The sequence below is a fragment of the Clostridium sp. FP2 genome (assembly GCF_011065955.2).
Lineage (GTDB): Bacteria > Bacillota > Clostridia > Clostridiales > Clostridiaceae > Clostridium_AD > Clostridium_AD tagluense.
In genome coordinates this window covers 841,823-863,275 of sequence record NZ_JAAMNI020000001.1, presented here as the reverse complement: position 1 = coordinate 863,275, position 21,453 = coordinate 841,823, and the positions used below count along the sequence as shown (strand labels likewise).

The 21,453-nt window shown below is 30.2% G+C and carries 16 protein-coding genes and 1 riboswitch; of the genes, 6 read left to right on the top strand and 10 right to left on the bottom strand.

Features of this window, described 5'->3' with window-relative positions; genetic code table 11:
• Window positions 1-59: 59 nt before the first annotated feature.
• From G9F71_RS04075 to G9F71_RS04060, 4 genes are all read right to left on the bottom strand, one after another.
• A complete protein-coding gene (locus G9F71_RS04075) occupies window positions 60-659 on the bottom strand; it encodes a helix-turn-helix domain-containing protein (RefSeq protein ID WP_164949650.1) in 600 nt (199 codons plus the stop codon).
• A 63-nt stretch (window positions 660-722) separates the two neighbouring features.
• A complete protein-coding gene (locus tag G9F71_RS04070) occupies window positions 723-1,376 on the bottom strand; it encodes a pentapeptide repeat-containing protein (RefSeq protein WP_164949649.1) in 654 nt (217 codons plus the stop codon).
• A gap of 187 nt (window positions 1,377-1,563) precedes the next feature.
• Window positions 1,564-2,670 (bottom strand): VanZ family protein, encoded by a 1,107-nt coding sequence (locus tag G9F71_RS04065; protein ID WP_164949648.1) that lies wholly within the window; start codon window positions 2,668-2,670, stop codon window positions 1,564-1,566.
• 27 nt (window positions 2,671-2,697) lie between these two features.
• Window positions 2,698-4,785: a methyl-accepting chemotaxis protein gene (locus G9F71_RS04060; protein WP_164949647.1), complete on the bottom strand. Its 2,088-nt coding sequence runs from the start codon at window positions 4,783-4,785 to the stop codon at window positions 2,698-2,700.
• Window positions 4,786-5,279: 494 nt separating this feature from the next.
• Here G9F71_RS04060 and G9F71_RS04055 point away from each other — a divergent pair, with 494 nt between their 5' ends.
• Together G9F71_RS04055 and G9F71_RS04050 are read left to right on the top strand one after the other, a co-directional pair.
• Window positions 5,280-7,007 (top strand): ABC transporter permease, encoded by a 1,728-nt coding sequence (locus G9F71_RS04055; protein WP_164949646.1) that lies wholly within the window; start codon window positions 5,280-5,282, stop codon window positions 7,005-7,007.
• 32 nt (window positions 7,008-7,039) lie between these two features.
• A complete protein-coding gene (locus G9F71_RS04050) occupies window positions 7,040-8,332 on the top strand; it encodes a nitrate/sulfonate/bicarbonate ABC transporter ATP-binding protein (protein WP_187353471.1) in 1,293 nt (430 codons plus the stop codon).
• 35 nt (window positions 8,333-8,367) lie between these two features.
• Window positions 8,368-8,469, bottom strand: a riboswitch (purine riboswitch).
• Between the two features lie 19 nt (window positions 8,470-8,488).
• Here the strand turns inward: G9F71_RS04050 and preA are convergent.
• Window positions 8,489-9,727: an NAD-dependent dihydropyrimidine dehydrogenase subunit PreA gene (gene preA, locus G9F71_RS04045; protein WP_164949644.1), complete on the bottom strand. Its 1,239-nt coding sequence runs from the start codon at window positions 9,725-9,727 to the stop codon at window positions 8,489-8,491.
• 3 nt (window positions 9,728-9,730) lie between these two features.
• Window positions 9,731-11,038: an FAD-dependent oxidoreductase gene (locus G9F71_RS04040; RefSeq protein WP_164949643.1), complete on the bottom strand. Its 1,308-nt coding sequence runs from the start codon at window positions 11,036-11,038 to the stop codon at window positions 9,731-9,733.
• A 268-nt stretch (window positions 11,039-11,306) separates the two neighbouring features.
• Here G9F71_RS04040 and G9F71_RS04035 point away from each other — a divergent pair, with 268 nt between their 5' ends.
• On the top strand, window positions 11,307-12,785 hold the full coding sequence (locus tag G9F71_RS04035; protein WP_164949642.1) for a sensor histidine kinase: 1,479 nt from the start codon (window positions 11,307-11,309) through the stop codon (window positions 12,783-12,785).
• A gap of 222 nt (window positions 12,786-13,007) precedes the next feature.
• Here the strand turns inward: G9F71_RS04035 and G9F71_RS04030 are convergent, their stop codons facing one another.
• From G9F71_RS04030 to G9F71_RS04015, 4 genes are all read right to left on the bottom strand, one after another.
• Window positions 13,008-13,997: a D-cysteine desulfhydrase family protein gene (locus tag G9F71_RS04030; RefSeq protein ID WP_164949641.1), complete on the bottom strand. Its 990-nt coding sequence runs from the start codon at window positions 13,995-13,997 to the stop codon at window positions 13,008-13,010.
• A 222-nt stretch (window positions 13,998-14,219) separates the two neighbouring features.
• Window positions 14,220-14,372: a hypothetical protein gene (locus G9F71_RS04025; RefSeq protein ID WP_164949640.1), complete on the bottom strand. Its 153-nt coding sequence runs from the start codon at window positions 14,370-14,372 to the stop codon at window positions 14,220-14,222.
• Between the two features lie 346 nt (window positions 14,373-14,718).
• On the bottom strand, window positions 14,719-15,642 hold the full coding sequence (locus tag G9F71_RS04020; RefSeq protein ID WP_164949639.1) for a hypothetical protein: 924 nt from the start codon (window positions 15,640-15,642) through the stop codon (window positions 14,719-14,721).
• A gap of 174 nt (window positions 15,643-15,816) precedes the next feature.
• A complete protein-coding gene (locus G9F71_RS04015; RefSeq protein ID WP_164949638.1) occupies window positions 15,817-16,596 on the bottom strand; it encodes an SDR family NAD(P)-dependent oxidoreductase in 780 nt (259 codons plus the stop codon).
• A 137-nt stretch (window positions 16,597-16,733) separates the two neighbouring features.
• Between G9F71_RS04015 and G9F71_RS04010 the strand changes: the two genes are divergently transcribed.
• From G9F71_RS04010 to G9F71_RS04000, 3 genes are all read left to right on the top strand, one after another.
• Complete coding sequence (locus G9F71_RS04010) at window positions 16,734-18,302, top strand: PucR family transcriptional regulator (RefSeq protein WP_164949637.1); 1,569 nt, start codon at window positions 16,734-16,736, stop codon at window positions 18,300-18,302.
• A 289-nt stretch (window positions 18,303-18,591) separates the two neighbouring features.
• On the top strand, window positions 18,592-20,529 hold the full coding sequence (locus tag G9F71_RS04005) for an FAD-dependent oxidoreductase (protein WP_164949636.1): 1,938 nt from the start codon (window positions 18,592-18,594) through the stop codon (window positions 20,527-20,529).
• Between the two features lie 37 nt (window positions 20,530-20,566).
• A complete protein-coding gene (locus G9F71_RS04000; protein WP_164949635.1) occupies window positions 20,567-21,361 on the top strand; it encodes an acetoacetate decarboxylase family protein in 795 nt (264 codons plus the stop codon).
• The last annotated feature ends 92 nt before the right edge of the window (window positions 21,362-21,453 follow it).

The window sequence follows — 21,453 nt, the reverse complement described above, 5'->3', positions numbered from 1 at the left end:
AAATAAACTCATTTTTATTTTTATGCATCTCCATATCATTAGCAAATAAAAGTTCTCCCCTACAAATGAATAATCATTGATAAGATAATTCCAATTATTCCACAAGCTATCCATTCAAAAATTTTTCTACTTAGTTTATTTTGCCTTCTGTATCTTTGTATTGTATCTTCTAATGTAATTGTAAGCTGTGAAATTTGCTGAGCCATTTCTCCAACGGTATCTTTAACTTCATCATTAATAACTGCACTTAATTGTTTACTCTTTATTTCTTCTGTTACCATAATTTCTTCAGAATTATTAACTCTTTTAAATACTCCTAAACTAGAGGAAATTATTTTTTCGGTTTTTTCTATAGAAATAATAGCCAATATTTTTTTGTTTATTTCAATAAATTCTATTGAAACAATAGGACATGGTATCAATTTTTCTTTAGATTTATTAAAAGTTTCCATTACATCTTCTTTTTTACATCCAAAGATTCTACCCTTATTATTTGCCCCCAAAATCAATCTGCCTCCTGATGCATTTGCAAAAGATGAAATAATCTTACCTAATAAACTGGGTCCTCCACTATGATGCCTAAATTCTACTCTATCATTATCCCCTTTACTAATAAGATTAACAATTTCTTCTTTTAAATTTTCATCATTATTTGACAAACTCGCACCCCCTTTTTACATTGCTACTTTCAGTATATATGATGTTTTTTTATAAAGTTCATTTTATTTAATAATGAGACCTAATATGCTTGATAGAGAAACTGCTTGCATAGCGGTAACTTTTACACCTTTAACATCAGCAATATTTACTCCTATACCTTCAATATCGCAACTTGTAAAATCTATTCCTTTAAGACTTGTAAAGTTCATTTGAGCCTGAAGCAGATTAGACTCTTGAAATTCAACTTTTACAAATTTTGAATTTTGAAAATCTGAAGATCGTAATTGACATTTAAGGAACGCGACTTGCTTACAATTAGAATAACTAAAAAAAGCAAACTCCCCGTTACAATTTTCAAAAATAACGTCTCTAAATGTGGCTTCATTTAAATTAATACCAATAATTTTGCAATTTACAAATTCTACTCTATGCAATGAAGCTTCATTAAAATCTACATTTGATAAATCGCAATTTTCAAATCTCACATCCACTAGTTCTATACGTCTAAAAGTTATTTTGCTAAAAATAACTTTCTTAAATATTACGTGTTTAAAATTAACCCTGTCTGCTTCATGGTTTTCTAGATTGCAATCACTAATTATTCCATAAGAAAATATAGACTCATCCACTATATTTTCTTTAGATAACTCTATAATATCTAAATCGCTATCAAATTTAGGTCTTAAAACTTTTGTTTTTATTTTATTATTTTCCATGTATACCTGCCCCCATTTTAATCTAAAAAATACCCTGTATATTGTATTTTTTTCTAAATTAATCTTCATAATGAATATTTTCAAATTATAGTTTATTATTTTATTAATCTATTATACCTCATAAATAGTCCCTTGAGTATCACCTATTAACTAATATATCTTTATCCTGTTTCTTCATCATTAATAACTATTTAGGTATTATTACGACTTTAGTTTTACTCATTTTTTCATAAAATAATTCCTTATCCTTACTGAAAACATGAAGCAAAAGATGTATAAAAACGACTAAATTAAAAACAAATAACATAATCAATAATACTATTGATACCGGAACATAATATGTACTATCATATCTATTTGCATTAAAAGTTTCTGATAAAATATAGTTAAAACCAAATACTCCATAATACAAGACTCCATACCTTTTGACTAATTCTAAAGGAGTTATTTTTTGTTTTTCACCCTGTATTTTAATTTTAACAAGCCAACTACCAAAAGTTTTTCCATTTGTGAAATAAACCAATACAATAAAATATAAAAATACAATTACTGCATCTACTATGATGTTTCTACTTATTGGTAATATACTAACTGCAATCCCAATAACAAACCAATCTATTTGAAATGCTATAAACCTTCTAATATATCCTACTGGCATAGACTCTAGCTTAATATTTTCATCTAACTTATCAACTTCGGGTAAAAAATAAGTAAATACAGGAGCTATTATATATCCTATAAATCCTCCAAAGGTATTTAGCATTAAGTCATCTATATCAAAAAGTCTATAGGCTGCATTATATATACCATATACACCCGTTAATTGAGTTAGTTCAAAAAACAAAGAATATAAAAAACATATTATTACTGTTTGCTTTAGATTTTTTTTAAAATAGTATCTTAAGTAGATTCCAAGTGGTGCAATCAATATTGCATTAAAAGCCACCTGTAAGAATGTCCTTTCTTTTAAAATTCTAATATAAGAAGAAGGGGAATTAAATACAACATGTGTTTCTTTTAAGAAATCATGTACAAATGTAAAAGGCCTTAAATTATAATGCCTAGTACCTATAGCCTGTAGACTTTTCACATCATGTGTATTTGGAAGTGGCAGTATAACCAAGTAATAGGAAACCATTAAGAACAATAAAAATGAATATAAAACAAATGCCCTAAATTTGTTTATATATCTATATTTTTTATACTGGTGCACTAAAAATGGTACCGTAAGAATAAAGGCCAAAACAGGGAATGTTATAAGTGCTACCTTAATAGGAAACATATATGAATTCATAATATCACCTCTCTATATTTTCGGGTTTTATACAGTAAATTTACCTACTATTTTATCTAATACAACCGCTAATTCTTTTAATTCCTCTACGCTTTCTGATATATTTTTAATTGCAGCTTCTTGCTCTTCCATTGTTGCTGCCACTTCCTCCGTGGACGCTGCAGATTCCTCTGTTATTGCAGATATTCCTTGAATAGCGTCAACTATATCATCTTTTCCATTATCTACTGTATTCATACTGGATGCAATGCACTGTATTTTAAATTTAATATTATATATTCCTTCTCCTATAGCTTCAAAAGCTTCTGTGGATGTTATCATTACAACATTTGCTTGTTTAACAGTATTTTTAGCTTCATCCATATTGTTTTTTCCTAAGCTTATTTCTCCTTGAATTTGCTTTACTATATCATCTATTTCACGTGTAGATGTGGCTGTTTTTTCTGCTAGCTTTCTAATTTCCTCTGCTACCACCGCAAAGCCCTTGCCACTCTCACCTGCTCTTGCTGCTTCAATTGCAGCATTTAAAGCTAGTAAATTTGTCTGACTTGCGATAGATTGAATGGTACTTATAATTTCTCCTATTAAACTTGATTTATTTGATAGCTCATCAATATTACCAGCAACTTTTTCAGTAGCTTGCAGATTTACTCCGAGTTTTACATTGAGTTCCTTTATTGCTTTACTACCCTTCTCTTGCATTTTCTCCATTTCTATTGAATATTCCTTAAGACTATTACTACTCACCACAACTTCTTCTATCTCACCTGCAAGTATACTCAATTTACATGAGCCATCTTGTGCCTCTTTTGCTTGTTCAACAGCTCCTTTAGCTAGTTCTTCAACAGTCTGCGCCACAACAGTAATAGAAGCTGATGTTTCATCAGCATTTAAAGAGATAGTATTCGAATATTGCAATACTTCTGCAGAATCCTTCTTTAATTCATCAACAACCTTTATTAATTCTTCCCTTAGTTCTATTAAACTATTTCCCATAACACCTATTTCATCTTTGCTTAAGAGCATCTGATTAATATTCTTATCATTATAAGTTAAGTCTAGCTTAGCTAATCTTCCTATAAATTTTGTTGCAACTTCTATGGGTCTAGATATTCTTCTACCAATAACTAATGCAATAATTATTGAACCTATAATTCCTAGGCCTATAATTAAAATAATAACATATATTGAATTGTTTAAATTGTTGAATACTTCTGAGCTAGGCACTTTCACCCCCATAATTTGACCATTATTCAAAGTATAATAACTCATCATCTGCTTATGTCCTTCAAAGTTTATTTCTAGCGCCATAGATTTTTTGTTTTTCAATTCTTCAGTTATAAATTTATATTTTCCGTTTTCTAAGGTATCTAATTTATCAGTAGCTTTTTTGCTTACATCCACTACAAAACTATAATCCTTATCTAGCAAAAATGCAGAACCAGTGTCATATACCTTTGTGCTTAAAATCATCTTTTTTAGACTTTCAAATGAAATATCAATACCTGCAACTCCAACTAATTGGTTATTTGCATATACAGGCATAGTATAAGATATCATATTTATTTTACTTTCTGAGTCTATATAAGGTTTTGACCACACTCCTTGCTTTGCTTTTATAGCATTATAATACCATGCTAATTTTTCATTGTTTTCTTTATAATCTTCTAGTGAATATGAATTGGCATTAACATTGCTATCTTTTTTTTGCTCATCATACTCATAAGCTACATCGTAAGCCTTACTGACCTTTGTAAATTTAGGATCGAAATTTATGTATAGTCCTACAAGACCTTTATTGCTATCCCCTATACTCTTCATTAGTGAACTTAACTCTTTTTCATATGTATTCATATAGCTTGAGTCTTTAACCTTAGAACCTTGCATCGTACCTAAAACTAGTCCAGCTAACTCCTTTACAGTGTTTTCCACCACCGTAGTTTGTATTGTGTATTCATTTCCTCTACTAGAAGCTATATTTAATAGTTTCTCTGTGGCTTCCTGCTTAATTATACTTGTAGATTTAACAATACTTGTAATTCCCACAATTGCCGATACTAAAATTGAGCAACTCACTATAGCAATAATTATTTTACTACTAATCTTATTTTTCAAAAAAAATCTCCTCCTTAGCATAATTGTAAATTATTATAAATATTCGCAGTATTCTTTCAATATATTTAAATAAAATACAATATTATATTACCTTATCGACTATTTTTGCGAATTGTTTAGGTATAAATTTTTTCTTTTTTTATATTTAGACAATATTGTATATAAATGAATCCACATACTTATTAAATTTCATATATTTTCTCCCTCTTTAATATATTTAATGAAGTTGTGCACAAAAATAAACTGATATACTTATGCTAACCTTTAATACCTTGCAAATCAAGCAGTATAGACATACAATGTAAGTAACACTTACATTGTATGTTGTGTTGAATTTGGAGAGTCCTTTTAGGGCTCTTTTATTTTTTATGAAAGGTGATGATGGTATGGATGAGTATGCCAGTTGGCATAATATATATATAATAAAAAAAACACAAGGGAGTGTGATTTTAAAAGATTAAAGTCTCATTCCCTAAAATAAGGGGGATTATAACATGAAATTAAAAAAAATAGATATAAGACGGAAATTTGGAATGATGGATATAGTAATTTTTATAAGTTTGGGTGCGTTACTGTTCCTAATTATTTCTCCTAGTATAGGTAAACAAGTGACTCCAAGTGGAATAGAAATTTCTACAAACATAGCAAACCTTCCTATGTATGCATTTCTATCTGTAAGAAGGATGATGATTGCATATATTCTTTCACTAATTTTTACTTTTGTATATGGATATATAGCTGCAAATAATAAAAAAGCAGAGAAATTTATGATACCTATATTAGACATTTTGCAATCTATACCTGTTTTATCTTTTTTGCCCGCGGTTGTATTGGGCTTAATGGCAATTTTCCCAAATGGTAATTTAGGTATTGAAATTTCTTGTATTATTTTAATTTTTACTGGCCAGGTGTGGAATATGACCTTTAGTTTTTATAATTCCACTAAAATTATTCCAAAAGATTTAAGAGAAGCTTCCGAAATTTTCCAATTAAATAAATGGTCACAGTTTAAAAAACTTGAACTTCCTTTTTCAGCCATTGGATTAGTTTGGAATAGCATGATGTCTTGGTCTGGAGGCTGGTTTTTCCTAATGGCTTGTGAGATGTTTAGACTAAAAGGTAAGGATTTCAGATTACCTGGACTTGGTTCTTATTTGCAAACTGCTTCCAATGCAGGAGACAAAAAAGCTTTGTTTTGGGGAATTCTAACTTTGATTTTAGTAATTGTACTGTTAGATCAGCTCATATGGAGACCTGTCATTGCATGGTCAGATAAATTTAAAGTGGAACTTACAGGCTCACAAGATGCACCACATTCTTTTATATTAACAATGATTAGGCGTTCTGTAATTATAGAGACAGTAACCGAAAAGGCACTAGCTCCTTTATTTGCAAAGGTAAATCAAAAAATAGATAGCTTTGTAAATAAAATAGAAAAAAATAAACGTAACAAAAACAGCAGAAAAAGTACAATAGGTCAAATTATAAAATGGTCAATTCGCATGGTTTTTATGGGATTTTTTATATACTCAACTTATGGAGCTATAAAAATAGTTTCAGATATTTCGATAAGGGATCTTGCTAAAATACCTCCAGCTGTTACATATTCCTTTTTAAGGGTTGCTGTGGCACAAATTATTGCACTAGCATGGACCGTTCCTTTAGGAGTGGCAATTGGAATGAATAAAAAAATCGCAAATATACTTCAGCCTATTATACAAGTAATAGCATCTATCCCTGCCACTGCAATATTCCCAATCGTACTAGCATTTTTTATAAATATATTTGGAGGATTAAGTTTTGCATCTATTCTCCTCATGCTACTTGGAACCCAGTGGTACATTTTATTCAATGTAATCGCAGGGGCAATGTCAATACCAGAAGATTTAAAAGAAGCTGCTAAAGTTTATGGTTTAAAAGGATGGAAAAAGTGGAAGATACTTATTTTACCTTCAATTTTTCCTCACCTTTTAACAGGAATGGTAACAGCTACCGGTGGCTGTTGGAATGCAAGTATTGTTTCAGAATATGTAAGTTTCGGCGGACAAACAGTAAGTACCATCGGACTTGGCGCATTAATTTCAGAAGCAACAGAGACTGGAAATTTCCCACTACTTATAGTAAGTACAATTGTAATGTGTATTGTAGTTGTATGCGTTAATAAAGTCCTATGGAAGAAACTTTACAGTCTATCAGAAGAAAGGTTTAAGATTGAAATATAACCACAATATTAAACATAAGTGAGGTGCTATATATGAAAAAAGAATTTATTAAAGTAACAGGACTTACAAAGTATTTTGGAGAAAATAAAGTTCCAACTATTGAAAATATAAACTTAACCATTAATCAAGGAGAATTTATTGCCATACTTGGTCCATCTGGATCAGGCAAGTCTACAATACTTAGGGCAATTACTGGCTTAATCGAGCCTTCTGAAGGCGAAATTATTTTTGATGGAGAAAAGGTAACCGGGGTAAATCCATATGCTTCTATTGTTTTTCAGACTTTCGCTCTTTATCCATGGTTAACTGTATTAGAAAATGTAGAACTTGGACTTAAAGCCAAGGGCTTTCCCAAAGAGTATACAAGAAGAAAAGCAGAGGAACTAATAGACCTGATAGGCCTTGATGGTTTCGAAGAAGCCTACCCGAAAGAACTTTCAGGAGGTATGAGGCAAAGAGTAGGATTTGCAAGAGCACTAGCTGTAGAACCAAAACTACTTTGTATGGATGAACCTTTTTCAGCCTTAGACTTTCTTACAGCAGAAAATCTAAGAACAGAGTTAATAGATTTATGGACAGACAAAAGAATGCCTATAAAGAGTATTATTATGATTACTCATGCGATTGAAGACGCGGTGCTTATGGCAGATAGAATTGTAATTTTAAGTAAGCAGCCTGCAGGAATAGTTACGGAGATAAAAGTCGAACTGCCTCATCCAAGAAATCGAAAATCTCCTGAGTTTGAAAACATAGTAGATAATATTTATAGGGTTATTACTAAAGGTCAGTTTAATGAATTAGAAAAAGGTAAAACAGAAATACCACCTAATGATGGTAATGAAAACATAGATAAGCCTGTACTAATACCTAAAGCTCCTATAGGCGTATTGTCGGGCCTCTTAGAGATGATAGATGATAACAACGGAGAAATGGATATTTACCAGCTAGGCAGAGATTTAATGATGGAAATAAATGATTTACTTCCTAATATTGAAGGACTGGGATTGCTTGACTTTATTAAAATAAAGGAAGGAGATATTTTCATTACGGATGTAGGTCTTAAATTTGTAGAAGCAGACATTGACGAAAGTAAAACTATCTTCAAAGAACAATTAGAGGAAATTTCAACCTTTCGTTTGATTATGAATGTTTTGGGCAATAAAAAGAATCATACAATGAAAGAAGAATTTTTCAAAGAAATATTTATAGGTCATTTCCCAGAGGAACAAATCGATGTTATCATGGATTCTATTATTGATTGGGGAAGATATGCAGAATTATTTAGTTATGACGGCGATTCAGAAGAATTATATATAGAAGATTAAATCAATTATTAAAAATCAATATCTTTAAATTTTAAATGTAGCATAAATTTATCTATAGCTAGAATATTTAAGGTATTCAAGTAGAAACTACTAAACCATATCTTTAGCATTATATAGATAAATTTTTACTACATTTTCATAGATTTATTTAAATTTTTATAAATCTATTTTTCTTTCTTTTTCTCCATCTTTAAATTTTATATCACCTTTAGTTATACAGTTATCTACTGGACACACTAAAGAACATAAGTGGCATCCTACACATTTTTCCCTGTCTAGTGAAGGTCTTCTATTTTCTTCATCCCATATAATTGCTTGATGACCTCCATCAAAGCAAGATACGTAACATCTTCCACAGCCTACACAATTTTCATGTTTGAAATTAGGATATACTATGTATCCACGATCTAATTCCTCTGCTGGGATTGTATTTTCAAGAGCTACTCCTACTAAATCTTCTAGTTTTTCAATTCCTTTTTCTTCCATGTAATATGAAATTCCACTTATTAAATCTTCAACTATTCTATAACCATATTGCATAATTGCTGTAGTCACTTGAAGATTAGAAGACCCAAGCATTATAAATTCTAATGCATCCTCCCAAGTTTCTATACCACCAATACCACTTATAGGAACATTTTTAAGTTTTGGTTCTTTTGAAAGCTGAGCTATAAATCTTAGTGCTATAGGTTTTACAGCTTTTCCTGAATATCCGGATATTGATGATTTTCCATTTACTATTGGCAATGCTACTTGCTTGTCAAAGTCTATTCCAGTTATACACTTTATTGTATTTATAGCTGAAATTGCTGTTGCTCCACCTTCAATAGCTGCTATTGCAGGCACTTCCATATTACCTATATTAGGCGTCATTTTTGCAATTATCGGAAGATGCGTTCCTCTTCTTACTGCTGCTGAATATGACTTAACAAGCTCAGGGTTTTGTCCAACGTCTGAACCCATAGCATGAGATGTCATCTGTGGACAGGAGAAGTTACATTCAATAATATCCGCTCCTATTTCTGTAACACGTTTTGCAAGCATAGTCCATTCCTGCTCATTACTTCCCATTATTGAAGCAATAAGAATCTTACTTGGGTAGTTTTCTTTTAACTTTTTCATCTGCTCAATGTTCCACTCAAGTGGGTGCTCTGCTATCTGTTCCATATTCTTAAATCCTGTAAAAGGCGTAGCTTCTTTTCTTTGAGCATCAAAACGTGGTGATACTTCATTTGGTATAAAAACTCCGATTGTTTTAAATACTATACCACCCCAACCGGCCTCTAATGCCTTTGCACACATTTCATAATTATTTCCAACTGGTGATGATGCCAGGAAAAACGGATTTTCACACTTTACTCCACAAAATTCTATTGAAAGATCTTTCTTTTTCATAACTTAAACCTCCTTAGGTGATGCTACCTGTCTATCTACTTGCCTAGACTCTCTTTTTGCAGTCAAATATCCTTCAATTTCTTCTGCAGCTAATTTACCAGATGCAACAGCTTGCACAACCGTCTTATCACCACAAACTATATCTCCTGCTGCAAATATATCTTCAATATTTGTTCTACAGTTTTTTGTAACAACTATTCCTTTTCCATCGACTTCTATATCTGCAATGATTTTTATATCTTCTGATTCTTGTCCTACTGCAAATATGACCATATCTGCTGTAAGTTCTAATAGAGATGAATCAAACATTCCTTCGGCCTTAAAAGCAGAAACCAATCCATTCTCTCCTTTAATCTCTAATGGTTTGAACCCTGTAAATATCGGAATATTTAATGATTGTATATATTCTCTTTCGGCTACATCTGCTGGCATTTTTTCTATAGTTCTTCTATATACTATTTTGACATCTTCACATCCAAGCAATTTAGCCGTTGAAGCACAATCTAAAGCAACATCTCCACCACCTATAACAATCACATGATTACCTATCTTAACGTTGCCTTCATTAATTTTAGCCTTTGAAAGAAAATCCACTCCATTTAAAACACCTTTAAGTTCCGACCCTTTAACGTCTATATCTTTTCCCTTTTGCATTCCACATGAAACTAGGAATGCTTCATAACCCTTTGTTCTAAGGTCTTCTAGCTTAATATCTTTTCCTATTTTACAATTTGTCTTAAACTCTACCCCTAAGTCCTTTACATAATTCATTTCTGTTTGTACAACTTCTTTTGGTAATCTTTGAGGTGGTATTCCATAATTTAACCATCCGCCTAATATACTTTTTTCTTCGAATACCGTTACTTTATATCCTTTTGATGCAAGTGATGCCGCTGCTGCAATTCCACTTGGACCTGAACCTATAACTGCTATTTTTTCATTTATAGCTTCTACTTTATCTAAAACTTTCATATTTATACTTTTTTCATAATCAGTTACATATCTCTGCAAATCACCTATTCTTATTGGCTCGTCTATACCACATCTACTACAAGCCCCTTCACAATATTGAGCTGTAGGACATACTCTAGCGCATATTCCACCTAAAATATTGTTTGTTCTAATGGTTTCGACAGCACCCTTTGTATTTTTAAAACGAAGTGAGCGAATAAATTTTGCTGGCTCTGTATCAGCAGGACATGCCTTGCTGCAAGGTGCATCATGGCATAAAAGACATCTTGCTGCCTCTTCCATTGCTAAAAGGGGTGTTAGCCCAATTTTTGTTTGTTCCAAGTATTTTTTATTTTCCATTTAAGTACTTATCCCCTTTCTAAACTATATATATTTACTAATTCGTCAATGCCATAACATGTTTGGCATTGTTTTAACAGTGAATGTATTTTTTTCTGCATGATTTCCATTGATATGCTTTATATCTTCATTATTTCCGCAACAAAATCTACACCTATTTAACAAATTATTTTATGAATTTAATCATAATATGTGGAAATTTTATAATTATTTGTATATAATTACTATATGAATTATATACAAAAATAAAAACAAGGCGGTAATCACTATGGAATTAAGAAATATAAGCATATATAAATTTATTGATAAAATTAAAAATTGTGTATTTTATGATATACCTATAATCTATAGAGAAGACTTTGATAAGAAAATATTACAAGAAAATAATAACAGAACTCCTATTGTATGCCTAATTTTAATATTTGTAAACCTTATTCAGTTATTATTTCAAACTACAAAAACCATTAATAATCAAAGCGTTATAGTAGCATATAGAAATTTAAATTATATTTGTTTATTAACTATACTATTTAGCGCCATATATTTGCTTAGACTTTATACTAATTATTTCAATAATAAAAGTATAAAGTTTTCTCGGAGCATACTGGTTATATTTGTTTTTTTAAATATAATACTAGGTACTATTACTTCTATAAATGCTCAATTATATCAAGGGGAAATTACGGGATATATTGTCGCCATGTTTTGTTTTTCAATTCCAATAATCCTAAATCCTAAAGAATACATAATTATTCACTTTACTAATTTTATAATTCTAATTATAGGCTTAAAAGCAATTAATTTATATCCATTTAAATTTTACGCTCAACTTAATAATGCTTTTGTGACAATGTTACTTGCCATTATATTATCTATTATGAATTATAATTTTTCAGTAAAAAACTATATTCAAAAAAAAGAAATTTATAATAAAGCTATTGAATATGAAAAGCTGCGATCAGAATTTTTCGCAAATATTTCACATGAACTAAGAACTCCTTTGAATGTGATTTTTTGTGCTCAGCAAATGTTAGATATGATTTTAAAGACAAAGGATTCAGAAATTAATAAAAATTTAAAAACAGACAAGTATTTGCATACAATAAAGCAAAATTCTTATAGGTTGCTTAGGTTAATAAATAACTTGATAGATATAACCAAAATGGATGCCGGTTACTTTGAGGTTAATTTATCAAATAATGACATTGTTAAAGTGGTTGAAGACATTACCTTATCCGTTGCAGAGTATGTTGAAAATAAAAATATCAACTTGATTTTCGATACTGAAACAGAAGAAAAAATCATTGCCTGTGATCCAGATAAAATAGAACGAATAATACTTAATTTGCTTTCTAATGCTATTAAATTCACCCCTTCTAAGGGATACATATATGTAAATATATATGATGGGCAAGATAAAACAATAATCTCCGTTAAAGACACAGGTATTGGTATAAAAGAAGATATGGAAAAATTAATTTTCCAAAGATTTATACAAGTCGATAAATCCACTTCGAGAAATAGAGAAGGTAGTGGTATAGGTTTATCTCTTGTAAAGTCTCTTGTTGAATTGCATAATGGTAAAATAGACCTTATTACTTCTATTGGAAATGGTAGCGAATTTATAATCGAGTTACCTAATGCGCAAGTAGAAACAGTTAATACTAATCCAGAAAACCTTCAAGAATCTAAAAACAATAAAAATTTAGAATTAATTAATTTAGAACTTTCAGATATATATTTTTAGTCACACTTAATGTCGTTAAATCATCTCCTTCGGAGCTGTAATTAACGACTTCAGAAGGAGATTTAGACTCCTGCTAAAGTTTTTTTTGTTGTAATATGTGACCCCCACTTATAGAAGTGGGATATTTTCCTTCTGAAATGTCGTTAAATCAGATGGTCTTCAAAAAAAGTAGCCTTATGCACAGGCTACTTTCTTATACTAGTTTACTATTTTTAAAGATTTTTAAAGCTTAAATAAGTGTTTCTGCGGGAACAATCCAAATGCTCCTCCAGTATGAATAAACAAGATATTTTCACAATTTTCAAAGCTTCCTTTTTTAATTTCTTCTACCAATCCATACATGGCTTTACCCGTATACACAGGGTCTAAAATTATTCCCTCTAGTTTTGCAAAGTCATGAACAAAGCTAAGCTCTTCTGGCCTGCTAAGCGCATATCCTCTTCCTACATATCCATCCATAATATGAATTTCATCTTTTGAAATATGTAAATTCACATCAATGTATTTCATACTTTCCTGCAATATTTTATAAATCTCATTTTTGAAGTGCTGCGCATCATCACAAACATTAATACCGTAGATTTCACCAGTATACTCTAGTGTTTTACTTGCTAGTAATAGTCCAGAATGAGTTCCACCAGATCCTACTGCAAGTACAATTTTATCAAAATGTACACCCATCTCTTTTTCCTGGCAAATAATTTCCTCCATGGCATTATAGTATCCAAATCCACCAATTCCATTAGAAGCACCTTCTGGTATAATATAAGGTTTAAAGCCCTGCTTCTCTAATTTCGCCTTGATTTCTTCCATAATTTCAGCTTTACTATTTTTATATTGTTCTGGAGTAATGAATTGAATCTCCGCCCCCAAAAGCTTATCTATAAACAAATTGCCATCTAATTCTGTTTCTGAGTCCCCTCTTAAAACAAGGACTGATTTCATTCCAAGCCTTGAAGCCACTGCTGCCGTAGCTCTGCAGTGATTAGATTGAATTCCTCCACAAGTAATAAGTACATCACAGCCTTGATTAAGAGCTTCCTTTACAGAAAATTCAAGTTTCCTTATTTTATTACCGGAAACTTCTGTTCCTGTTTGATCATCTCTTTTTATATAAATATTGGGTCCACCAAGCTTTTGAGATAACCTTTCTAATTTTTCTATCCTTGTTGGTAGGTTTGCAAATATTATTTTTTCGGGAATTTTAATCATTAAATAAACCCTCCTTATTTATGAAACTATATTTTAATTTTACTATACTAGACCAAACCACGCCATAGTATGTAACTAAAAATTAATTTCTTAGTACCCCACATAAATAACCTTTATGAAAAAGCAATATAAACCTTGAAAATATAAACTATAACGACATATATAAGAATATTATTAAGTAGAAATCTTTTTACTAAAGTATGCCCATTTAACTCATTATTTTCACTTATTTGTCTTTTCATTAATATAAATATCAAGTGCTTTAATTCCTCTATTAGCAAGTTTTACAAATAACATAAACCCATAAATCCCTATTCCAAACAAACCTACAATGATTATTAAATTAATAAAACTTAACATACCAACAATACCCATAAATCTTCCCCCTTTTTCACTAAAAATTTCTTCACCATATTTTACAACTACGTCTTATTTTTTATAAATTATATACATTTTAATTATATTCCAATATTTAGAAAACATCAATTTTAAACACTAATACTATATAGTGTGAATTTATACAATACAAATCAATAAAACAAGTATATTTGAGGTAAATTTATATACATTCCTTTATTTATGCTACTTCCCAATATCAACGGGTAACTACACTATATAATCTTATATTATTAAAGTAATTTTTTATGCATAATTTCATATCTAAACATAACTTCACGAAAGCCTTAAAAACATTTAAACAGTTATAATTAGTACTTCTGGTTTATATGTATATAGCAATAGGAATTACTTCAATAGCCTCTTTAACTATTTCTGTTATACAATTCTCAGGAATGATTATATTGTTCTCTTTAAGTATATTAATATATGGAGCTATTGAAATTAAAAATTCATTATTATAATACTCCATTCCAGTTTTTGAAAGTAAATTTATGAGTTCTCCACTTTTAACGATTTTACATAAGACCTTAGACTTGAAATTAGCATTGTCATATATATATGAATTCTTATCTTGAAAAAAATTTAGATTTACATTTGCAACTACAGTACAAGCACCCATTTTCATTATCATATTTACTGTACTATTTCTTTCTAAATAAACCTTTAATACTTTTAATTGTTTTAGAATAATTGAGTAATTTATTATACTATTAGGTAGCGTTGCATTTTTTAATAGCTTATCTAGTTCCTTGCTATCATAGCACTCTATAACATCTATAAGATTGCTCACATAGTTACTCAAGGAGTAGTCTATAAGAGTTGCCTCGAGCTCTACAAACTCTCCGCATACTATATCATTTTCAATAATGTTATTTTCATCTATTACCCTACAAATTTTTTTATTAAACATATCATTTCTAAAGTTATTAAAAAGATTAAAACTAGTATATATTTTCTTTATGGTAATCTCATTCCTATTTATATTCCTATCGTCTACCATACCTAAGACATCTCCGATATTAGTGCTTGTAGTATCATTTGCTTTATTCTTTTCCTTATCATTATTTGATATTTTTTCACCTTCAACTATTTGGTTTTTGGATGACATTTGTAGCTTTATGTTGTCAGATTTATCGGCAACACACCTAATAGACCTACTCTCTATATATCCCTCACCTAATATAGAATAAGAATCAAGCATCAATGATTTATTTAAATAAATAGTCATATATATATTAGCTATCATTATAGATACACCTCACTACTATCATATTTAAATATATTTCTTCATTCTTTAATAAAGACCTTGAATTACTATAAAATAAAATGCCCTAAGCTCAATTAAGAGTTTAAGGCATTTATATTTTTTTGCACAGAATCATAATATGACCCCATTAAATCATCTCCTAGGTCGCTACAATTAAGTCAATGTATATCCACCATCAACTAAAATGGTTTGACCTGTGATAAATCCACCAGCTTCAGAGCATAGCATATTTGTGATTCCTTTAAAGTCTTCTGGGAATCCCCAACGTCCTACTGGACATTTTGCAGCAACAACTTTATCCATCATTGATTTTTTCGTTGGTGTGGTTGCAGTCATTTTAGTGAAAATAGGACCCGGAGCAATAGCATTTACAGTAACTCCATAAGGTGCTAGTTCAAGTCCAAAGGATCTAGTAACTCCTCTTATTGCATGCTTTGTAATAACATATGGTGACATTCCAGATTTCATTCCTAAATAGCCAGCAATTGAAGACACATTTAAAATTCTTCCGCCATTGCCAGCTTTTATAAAGTATTTCCCAGCTTCTGCTATAAGTGCAACAACTTGATTTAAATTTATTTGCAAACAACGTTGATATTCTTCTTCGCTATAAGTATCACCAATAGGATTATGTGACTCTACTCCTGCACTATTTATAAGTATATCAAATTTTCCATATTCTTCAAGAGCTAAAGGTATTATAGTAGCTACTTCTTCTGGTTTTGCTACATTAACATGTATTGGGAAAAACTTTTGTCCCGCTGCTTCAACAAGAGCTTTAGTTTCTTCAAAGGATGTACTAGAATATGTTCCAGCAATATCTACACCCGCTTCTGCAAGTCCTACTGCGATTGCTTGACCAATTCCAGTTGCTGAACCTGTAACAATAGCTACTTTTCCTTTAATATTTGATAAATCATTTACATTTTTCATAATGTTTTCCCTCCCACTGTAATATATTATTAATATATTACAGTATATCATATTGAAAAATTTGTTACTATATTAAAACATCCAAAAGCTATTGTCTTAGTTGTGCGAAATGCACTATAATAGAATTGAGGTGGATTATGAGTATTAATTTTAATAAATTACGTGAATATTTTATAAAAAAAACTAAAGGGGCCTACTTTGATATAGAACCTGATATCAATTTTATTGATACAGAGTTAGTTACAGAGGAAAAAATAGTTTATTTAAAAGATTATGTATATGTTGCTAATACCTCTATATTTAAAGGAAATTTGGATAAAATAAATGATGCCTGCTTTATTTTAATAAATGATGATTGTACAAAACTCGAAAAATATATTGATAATAAATTAAAAATAATTGAGATAAATCAAAATGAAAATATATTAGAAATCTTTAATGAAGTAAAATGTTTTTTTCGTAGAGATATAAAATATAATCAATTTAAAATATCATTATTAGAAGCTTTTCTTTCCGGAGAAGGCCTATATAAAATAATAAACACTGCTTCAAAACTAATTGGTAACCCTCTAATTGTAATTGACCTAAGTTTCAAAGTATTAGCTAGTTCACCCATAGAAAACATTACTGATTTATTGTGGATGGATAATGTTAAAAAAGGCTATTGTTCTTATGAATTTATAGCTGAATTAACAAAATTAGAAACTCTAAAAAAAGGAAGACAAACAAAACGTCCCTTCATTGTGACCTGCCCCATAAGTCCTATCGAAAAAATTGTATTCAAGATAGAAATAAATAATAAAACTATAGGAAATATTTTATTACTCCAATGTGAAAAACAGGTATCCCCTGATGACTATGATTATCTGATATTGATAAGTGAAATAATTTCCAAAGAATTAGGAAAAAAACAGTTTTACAAAAACACAAAAAATGTTCTAAGTGAAGAAATATTATATGATTTATTAGAAAATACTATTGAAAATAAAGAAATAATTAAAGAAAGGTTAAAAAATTGTTCTTTAGTATTTAGTAAGCATATTTTCGTGATGGTAATTGATATATCAAATTTTGAACTTAGACAATCTATATATTCCAGATATTTAAGCACAGCACTACTTAATCTTTTTCCAATAAGCAATTCAATTTATTATAATGGAGCTATTGTAATAATTGATGATAGGGAAGAGTACATAGAAAATGAAAATAAAACTGAAAGCATTAAAAAATTTTTATTGGAAAATAATTTAAAGATGGGAATAAGTAGTGAGTTTTCTTCAATAGAGGATTGTAGCATTTACTATCATCAAGCAATAAGGTCTTTAGAAATAGGCAGCATCCTTGGTGAAAAAAAATGTGTATATAAGCATGAAGATATTGTTCCTTATAATTTCATTTATATGGCAAAAGGTCAAATATTAAAGGAAGATTTTTATAATAATTCTATATATATATTAAAAAAATTTGATTACACAAATAGTTCGGAGTTGTATAAAACATTATATACATATTTAAAAAATAATCATAATATGACAAAATCATCAGAAGAATTGTTTATACATCGAAATACGCTAAGATATAGATTACAACAAATTGTAAACTTAATAGGGATAGATTTAGATAAAAATGATAATAGTTTTAAATTATATTATGCTTGCAAATCAATAAGTTTTTATAAAAAACTTATTGATTCACAAAGTAAATAAAGATAAATATTCCTTTTATAATCTCTGATTTTTCAGAGATTATTTTTTTGGGTTAGAGTATCTTACCCCACCTATAAAAATGGGAAACTTTTATACTCAAATGTAGCTAAATCATCACTTACTGTGTTTCACTATTAACGACTTAGGAAATATGGTTAAAGCTATAGTGCATAACGCACAACGCGCATATTTTTTTTTGGATTTTCATCCATAGCATCCAATTTTCTACAATGTTATACTTCAATTAATCTAAAAGATAATTAAAAGGTGTATGGGAGGGTAATATACAATGAAATATGAAAAGCTTTTCACTAAAGGTAAAATAGGTAACTTAGAAATAAAAAACAGGATAGTAATGCCTGCAATGGGAACGAATCTAGCTTCATATACTGGGGAAGCATCTAATGAAATCATTCGTTATTATGAAGAAAGAGCAAAGGGTGGATGTGGCCTCATAATTACTGAAATAACTAGAATTGATGATGAAACCGGCGTAGGCATGCCCAATCAGTTGTGCTCTATGAATTTAAAACAAATTCCAAGATTAGAAACTTTAGCTCGCACAATGCACAAATATAATACAAAGATATTCTTGCAATTACATCATCCAGGTAGAGAAAATCACGCTATGATGATAGATGGTCGTCAAATAGCTGGCCCAAGTCCCATAATGTCATCAGCTATTGGTGAAATGCCTAGAGAAATGACAATAGATGAAATTGAAGGACTAGTTGTAAAATTTGTAAAAGGTGCTGTCTTTGCTAAAATGGCAGGTATTGATGGAGTAGAAATCCATGCTGCTCATGGATATCTTGTTGCACAATTTATGAGCCCACAATCAAATCATAGAGAAGATAAATATGGCGGTAGTTTTGAAAAAAGAATGAGATTTATAACTGAAATAATCATGGGCATACGTGCAAAGTGTGGTCCTAGCTTTCCAATATCAGTAAGAATCGATGGAAATGAATTTGTTAAAGATGGTATATCTTTAGAAGAAGCAATTCAAGAAGCTATTTATTTAGAAAAATTGGGCATAGATGTTATTAATGTAAGTTCTGGAACATACGAATCAGTTACTACAATTATAGAACCAATTTCATATCCTCAAGGATGGAAAAGACATTTAGCTAAAGCTATAAAAGAAGCTGTTAATATACCTGTAATCGCTTGTGATGTAATTAGAAAACCTGATATGGCTGAAACTATATTAAAGGATGATAATTTGGATTTTGTTGCACTAGGTAGAGCCCAATTGGCAGATCCAGAATGGGGCATTAAATCAAAAGAAGGCCGGGAGGAAGACATTATACCTTGCATATCATGCTTAAACTGTATAGAAAGCGTTATGAAATGCGAAAACATTAAATGCGCAGTTAATCCAAGGGTAGGGCGCGAACTAGAATATCCAGATTTTCCAAAAACCGGTGAAGGTAGAAAAGTTGTAATTATTGGAGGTGGGCCAGCAGGAATAGAAGCTGCAAGAGTTCTAGCATTAAGAAAATTTGCACCTATAATATTTGAAGAAAAAGGATATTTAGGTGGAAATGTATATCTAGCTACTAAACCTCCATTAAAAGAAAAATTGGATTGGTTCCTAGAGTATCAAAAATTAGCAATTAAGAAATTAAATGTAGTCGTAAGACTAAATGAAAAAGCTACTTTGGAAAAAATCAATGAAATTAATCCTTATGCAGTATTTATTGGATCAGGATCAAATCCTATAATACCTAAAATTCCAGGAATAGACCAAAGTATTGTATATACATCAACTGATATTTTAGAAGGCAGCGTTATATTAGAAAATAAAAATATAGTAGTTGCAGGTTCTGGAATGACAGGTCTTGAAATAGCTGAACTATTAGCATCTAAGGGGAATAAAGTAACAGTAATTGAGATGGCAGATAAAATTGGACCCTCAGGATATTTACCTAATGTAATTGATATAAGTATGAGACTTGCTAAAGAAGGCGTATCGCTTATGCCCTGTAGCAAACTTACAAATATTAAAGATGGTGAAATAGATATTGAGAATACTAAAGATAAAAAAGTGACTACACTAAAAATCGATGCATTAGTATTATCTTTGGGAGTTAAATCGAATGTTGAAATGGTAAAAGGAGTAGAAGAAATTTATAATATTGTTGAACTATTAGGAGATGTTTGTAAACCAGGTAGAGTTGTGGATGCAGTGCTAAATGGATTTGAAAAAGCATATGTGCTTTAGTGAGATATAAAACAATTTAAATGGGGGGGCTTATATTATGTATAGTTTTACAAAGACGATGGATCAAATAAAATCATTACAAGGAAAACAGACAATATTTTATGCTGCGGAAACCTTAAACACAGTTTGGGAAACAAAACCAGAAATTATAGCAAAATTACTTCCGGCTCCATTAAAACCAGTAAAAGATAAACCATTAGTTTCAACTTTTATAGCAAATTATCCCAAAACAAGCTTTGCTCCTGGATACAAAGAAGCTGGACTATTTATTCTTGCAGAATGTGATGGAGTATTGGGTAGATACTGTTTATCTATGCCAATAACCGATGGAATGGCAATGTCAATGGGGAGGGAAGTTTGTGGATTCCCAAAAAAAATGGCAAGTATAGATTTTGAAGTTAAAAACGGTACCGCTGTAGGGAAAATTAGTCGTAATGGGATAGAATTTTTCACGGTTAACGCTAATCTGTCAGGAAAATTAAATAAAGATGGTAAAACGTCCGAACTTAATGAAGCCATAAGTGAATTTATGTATAATGTAACCTATTCAAAATCATCAGATGGATGCGGTTTCTTATTAAGCCCTACTTTAATAAAACAAAAACTCGCAGTAGCTGAAATAACAGAAAATAAATTAGCTACATCTACTATAGTTATGACCGATTCTCCACATGACCCTTGGGCAGAACTTGAAGTAGTAAGAATGATAGGTTCTCAATATATGGTTAGTACAAATACATTAGAGCCTGGTGAAAATTTGTATTTTAACAAGATTGATCCTATGGGATTTGTTCCATACTCATTCACAAAATGGGATTGGTGGGCTAAATAAATGTGCCCCCTACATCTATATATTGCTTTCTATATAAAAAGCATCAAAAGGAATAGTTATTAATTAAATTTAGATTAATCCTAATTTACTGT

Excerpts from the sequence above, each read along its gene's own strand:
- G9F71_RS04050 (WP_187353471.1), top strand. The coding sequence starts at position 7,040 with ATGAAAAAAGAATTTATTAAAGTAACAGGACTTACAAAGTATTTTGGA.
- G9F71_RS04065 (WP_164949648.1), bottom strand. The coding sequence starts at position 2,670 with ATGAATTCATATATGTTTCCTATTAAGGTAGCACTTATAACATTCCCT.
- preA (WP_164949644.1), bottom strand. The coding sequence starts at position 9,727 with ATGAAAAAGAAAGATCTTTCAATAGAATTTTGTGGAGTAAAGTGTGAA.
- G9F71_RS04030 (WP_164949641.1), bottom strand. The coding sequence starts at position 13,997 with ATGATTAAAATTCCCGAAAAAATAATATTTGCAAACCTACCAACAAGG.
- G9F71_RS04035 (WP_164949642.1), top strand. The coding sequence starts at position 11,307 with ATGGAATTAAGAAATATAAGCATATATAAATTTATTGATAAAATTAAA.
- G9F71_RS04015 (WP_164949638.1), bottom strand. The coding sequence starts at position 16,596 with ATGAAAAATGTAAATGATTTATCAAATATTAAAGGAAAAGTAGCTATT.
- G9F71_RS04070 (WP_164949649.1), bottom strand. The coding sequence starts at position 1,376 with ATGGAAAATAATAAAATAAAAACAAAAGTTTTAAGACCTAAATTTGAT.
- G9F71_RS04020 (WP_164949639.1), bottom strand. The coding sequence starts at position 15,642 with ATGATAGCTAATATATATATGACTATTTATTTAAATAAATCATTGATG.
- G9F71_RS04010 (WP_164949637.1), top strand. The coding sequence starts at position 16,734 with ATGAGTATTAATTTTAATAAATTACGTGAATATTTTATAAAAAAAACT.
- G9F71_RS04055 (WP_164949646.1), top strand. The coding sequence starts at position 5,280 with ATGAAATTAAAAAAAATAGATATAAGACGGAAATTTGGAATGATGGAT.
- G9F71_RS04005 (WP_164949636.1), top strand. The coding sequence starts at position 18,592 with ATGAAATATGAAAAGCTTTTCACTAAAGGTAAAATAGGTAACTTAGAA.
- G9F71_RS04040 (WP_164949643.1), bottom strand. The coding sequence starts at position 11,038 with ATGGAAAATAAAAAATACTTGGAACAAACAAAAATTGGGCTAACACCC.
- G9F71_RS04000 (WP_164949635.1), top strand. The coding sequence starts at position 20,567 with ATGTATAGTTTTACAAAGACGATGGATCAAATAAAATCATTACAAGGA.
- G9F71_RS04025 (WP_164949640.1), bottom strand. The coding sequence starts at position 14,372 with ATGGGTATTGTTGGTATGTTAAGTTTTATTAATTTAATAATCATTGTA.